The sequence below is a fragment of the Mesorhizobium sp. genome (genome assembly GCF_004962925.1).
Classification (GTDB): domain Bacteria; phylum Pseudomonadota; class Alphaproteobacteria; order Rhizobiales; family Rhizobiaceae; genus Mesorhizobium.
Genome location: NZ_SUEO01000338.1, coordinates 1 through 4221 on the forward strand (window position 1 = coordinate 1; position 4221 = coordinate 4221).

Here is a 4221-nt window from a genome sequence, read left to right on the forward strand (position 1 = left end):
CCTCCGAGCGCGGGCTTTTCCCTGGTTAGTCGTGTCCACCAAGCTCGCTGGTTGCTCGCTCCGGTCTTCGCCGCCTCCATCACGTTCCTGGCGATTGGAATGATCGTTAGCTAGGGACCACCGGACTTTGACGATCGGCCCGAAGAACGAAATCTGCGCAGCCTACGTCCCTTCCTGCGCTGATAAGGGACCACCGCCATTCCTCGATTTGGCGGGTGGTCCGCAATTACAAACTGACCAAGTCCGCCCAGATGAGGCCTGTCGGCGGTCCAATAGCGAGGGCGGCGGGCACCACCTCACATCATATCTTCAGCAACCCCGTCGAATTCCTTGAGGCCTACGCTTGGCGGCTTCTGTTTATGAAGTCCCTGTTCAGTTGCCGCCGCCTTGAAGGCGGCGAAGGCAGCTTGATGAGTGCAATGTCCCGCCAGGCATTCCTCGATCATGCGGATTGCTTCAAGTCGGGACGGTCTATCCATGGATGGCCATGGTTGCTGAAGCGCTTTCGCAGCGTCGGCTATCGACGCAATTACCATCGATTTGTCATTCAGTGAGATTGTAATTGGAATGAACGCCGTCATTTTTGTCGCTCGCCAAGGATTGAAGGCGGTTAAACGCGAAGACATGGCGGTGGTTGCATCATCGTTAATTCAGAGCGTCGATGCCCAATGCCATTGAGGCTGAACAGGCCTTGCTAGGGGCTGGACGTCCGAAGAGCCTTGGTCGTTCCATGAACGAGAGACGCCCGCGCCCCCACGGAGGGGAAGGACGCGGGCTGATCGGGAGGGGACACCGATCTCGCAACATTGGTTCCCAGGAGCGAATGCTGCAGGAGGCGAACGTACTGCCCATGCCAGTGTTCCATACAGAAACAAAAAAACCCGCCGCACAGGAGAGCGATGGGGCGATCAAAGCGGTCACCGAGCGCGGGGTGGACGGGCTTTGCTCGGTTCGCGGATCGTGAAAGATCATAGGCGCGTCGGCGGGGCTGCGTCCACCAACCGGCTGTTGGAATGTTTCAACAGCTATGCCGTCATCCCGGATCGTTGCCGGCCACAACCCGACGATACCGGAAATGATTGCGGATGTGGTTGTTGAAATAGCGACCCTTGGCGAAGGCCGCTTTGAATGCGGCAAACGTCTCTGCCGGCACGTCCTCAAACTCATATCGGTTCCCGCTGACCACGAACGAGATCGAAAGGATGCGGCGCTCCGGCGAAACCTCTTTACGAATTCCTGATCGGGCGGACGCAACGTCGCGTTGGAACATTCAGCTTATCCTTGTAGACCACTCATCTATCTGCCGTTCTGCCTCTTCTTTGGCGATCCCATATCGCTCCTGAATGCGTCCTACGAGTTGATCTCGATTGCCCTCGATGCGATCAAGGTCATCGTCGGTGAGGTCACCCCATTGCTCCTTGGCCTTGCCTTTGAACTGCGTCCATTTTCCCTTGATTTGATCCCAATTCATGGGTTCCTCCTTTATTATCCCGTTGCTTTGCCGGGCACTTCCCGAAGCATCCTTCCCGCCTCGAAGGCCCCGGATCTTCTGGTGCGATAACTGTTCTCGGGAATGAACATTAGCGACCGCTGAAGGTTCCATTGCCTGCGAGAAAAACGGCCGCGACTAAACTGCGTCTTTCACTGAAGCCATGGTCGACCGGTTATCCCGATCGGCATCGTTGCGGGGACATCGGCGGCAGTCGCCGGGTCAGTTGCTCCTGCGCGCGCCGTCCACTTGCCCCTAGGTTTCCGGATATTCACCCAAACAGATTGCCCCGATGATGGCCCAGAAAGATCATGTCGAAATTATATCTGGCTGGCAGGCATCGTCGCTCGACAAGTCTACGGAACAGAACTCCCCCAACGACATTATTAGATCGTCGTTGATAACGCACGGGAGGTTTCCATGGGTCGCGGTATCTTGCTCTGGCTGCTCGGTGTTCCCATTCCGATAATCATTCTCATCATGCTTTTCGCGCGGTAGGAGGCTGTGATGCAGTCAACCCTCTTGGCCGCCGATGTTTCCGCGTCGACGGAATCCTCGGCCCCTGCTGTGAATTGGGGTCCGATAATCGCCGGCGCCTTCGCCGCGTCTACCCTCACTTTCATCCTGATGCTGCTCGGCTCGGGACTCGGCCTCACGATGGTATCGCCATGGTCAGGCGCGGGTGTCTCGGTCACCACGTTCGCGGCGTCCACCGCCGTGTGGCTGGTGGTCGTGCAGTGGCTGTCATCGGGGGTTGGCGGCTATCTTGCCGGGCGGCTTCGCACCAAATGGGTGGGTATCCACACAGATGAAGTTTTTTTCCGCGACACCGCCCACGGCTTCCTGGCTTGGGCGCTGGCCACGCTGCTTGTCGCCGGTGTGTTGGGCTCGGCACTTTCTGCGGTATTGGGCTCAGGCGTTCAAGCCGCTTCGACCGTCGCCTCGGGTGCCGCGATGGGTGCTTCGGCCGGCGCCTCCGCCAATGCCAGCGGAGCGATCGACAACACGACATCCTACTTCGTGGATTTGCTTTTTCGGCCGGCCGACCCCAGCAAGCTTGCGGGGGCCAATCCGCAAAACGACGCCGCAGTGGCCGCGCAGGCCTCGCGCATCCTGGTCGCCAGTGCGGCTGCAAGCGAGGTCTCGGCAGACGATAATGCCTATTTGACGAAACTTGTGGCCGCGCGGACCGGGCTCTCGGAAGCTGATGCGAAGGCGCGTGTCGATGGGATGATCGCTAAGGTAAAGGACGAAAAGGTAAAGGCCCAGCAGGCCGCCGACACAGCTAGGAAAGCCAGCGCGACGTTCGCACTTCTTGGCGCACTGTCGCTGATCGTCGGTGCCTTCATCGCAAGCACCGCAGCAGCGCTTGGCGGCCGACAGCGCGACGATGAGGAAGCACTCTATCTTTCGAACCGATAACAAGCCCCGGCCTGATCGGCCCGCGTCTCCGAGAGGCGCGGGCCTTTTGCGCGCGGCGATCTTCGATGGGCGCGAACCAAAGGCATCTACCCCTTTGCGCTGATCGTCATCTATTTTTGCCGTGGGTCTTGCAAGCCGATGCCGATCTGCCGGTAGCGGCCAGCACGACGTTCCAAGACGGCTTCGGCGAGCGAACGGGCAACGTTGCGAATCTCCTCCTGAATTGCTTCGTTGGCGTCGAGTTCCTCATGACTCGTGGCATACGGCTTCCAGTAACCGATATAGCGGTCGAGTTCCGCATTAGGCCCTGCCGGCGACAACTTCATAAAGCGTAGCCAGTCAGCAATGGAACGCCGCACGTTCTCTGCACCGTCTACATCACCGTGCACGATCACAGAAAACAGCCGGCCGGCCAAATGGCGCGGATAGTCCCACCCGGCTAGCTCCACCTCTTTTGCCTTTGTCGCGTCCTTGCCTCGTGTCAGCGAGGGGTCGGGGTTTCCTCCATCGGCGCAGACAAGCCTGTCCATCATGAGTTTGACGGGCGAGGAAACCTGATACCAATTCACCGGCGTGATTATCATTATCCCATCGGCGGCAACCCACATCGGGTAGATTTCGCTCATCCAATCCTGAACCTGGCCGAGCGAATGGTTAGGATAGCAAGAACAAGGCCAGTGGCAGAGTGCGGCGGCCGTCGAAAAGCACGCCTTGCAGGGATGAATGTTCCTCCCGTATTCGGACGCAATTCGCGATAGATCAAGGATTTCGACGGCAAGCTTCGCTTCAGTCTCGATGGTTTCACGAGCGATTTCGGCGAGACGGAAGCTCTTCGACATTTCGCCGGGACAAGTATGCTCGCTGCGCGATGAGCCATTGATGATCAACAGACGTGGCGGGACCGTCAGATCCTCGTACCGCCGCTGGGCCTGTAGCACCGCTTCGTGCGCCGCAATCCAATCGACTGAGAGATCGTAGTCGGGGTCGCTAAACGCAGAGCCGGCTTTTCTAGTGATCGGGCTCTTGCGGGATTCCGCATAGGCCTCCCACGCGATCGACGCGATGCGCTCGATCGAAGCGGTTAGTGGTTGGAACGCCGGGTCGACGAATTGCTGTTTGTACCGCGCTTTGAACTCCTCCTCATTCAATTTGGGACTAGGCATGCCTTTCCGGGGCGTCGGGGTCCTCCCGACGGACTTGTCGACGAGACGAGGCATTTGCGTATTCCTTCGCCAATTTCATCCAGGAACGCGCGCTACGTCCTAACCGTTGCAACGTCGCGATATTATGCGGTTCCTCGCGAGGTCCCG

At 58.7% G+C, this 4221-nt stretch carries 6 protein-coding genes; 2 read left to right on the plus strand and 4 right to left on the minus strand.

The window, feature by feature from the left end; translation table 11 throughout:
- Positions 1-296: 296 nt before the first annotated feature.
- Positions 297-581 carry a DUF982 domain-containing protein gene (locus tag E5W87_RS34335; RefSeq protein WP_292408055.1) on the minus strand — a complete coding sequence of 95 codons (285 nt, stop codon included), beginning with the start codon at positions 579-581 and terminating at the stop codon, positions 297-299.
- Positions 582-823: 242 nt separating this feature from the next.
- On the opposite strand from E5W87_RS34335, the gene E5W87_RS34340 reads away from it, so the two are divergent.
- A complete protein-coding gene (locus tag E5W87_RS34340) occupies positions 824-964 on the plus strand; it encodes a hypothetical protein (protein WP_292408058.1) in 141 nt (46 codons plus the stop codon).
- Between the two features lie 69 nt (positions 965-1033).
- Here E5W87_RS34340 and E5W87_RS34345 read toward each other — a convergent pair whose 3' ends face one another.
- Both E5W87_RS34345 and E5W87_RS34350 read right to left on the minus strand, forming a co-directional pair.
- The gene (locus tag E5W87_RS34345) at positions 1034-1270 is read right to left on the minus strand and encodes a KTSC domain-containing protein (protein WP_292408061.1); all 237 of its coding nucleotides are present in this window, start codon (positions 1268-1270) and stop codon (positions 1034-1036) included.
- Entirely contained in the window at positions 1271-1471 is a 201-nt protein-coding gene (locus E5W87_RS34350) for a CsbD family protein (protein ID WP_292408064.1), read from the minus strand.
- A gap of 525 nt (positions 1472-1996) precedes the next feature.
- Between E5W87_RS34350 and E5W87_RS34355 the strand changes: the two genes are divergently transcribed.
- Entirely contained in the window at positions 1997-2911 is a 915-nt protein-coding gene (locus E5W87_RS34355) for a hypothetical protein (protein ID WP_292408067.1), read from the plus strand.
- A 110-nt stretch (positions 2912-3021) separates the two neighbouring features.
- Here the strand turns inward: E5W87_RS34355 and E5W87_RS34360 are convergent, their stop codons facing one another.
- Complete coding sequence (locus E5W87_RS34360; protein WP_292408070.1) at positions 3022-4128, minus strand: flavodoxin family protein; 1107 nt, start codon at positions 4126-4128, stop codon at positions 3022-3024.
- Between the last annotated feature and the right edge of the window lie 93 nt (positions 4129-4221).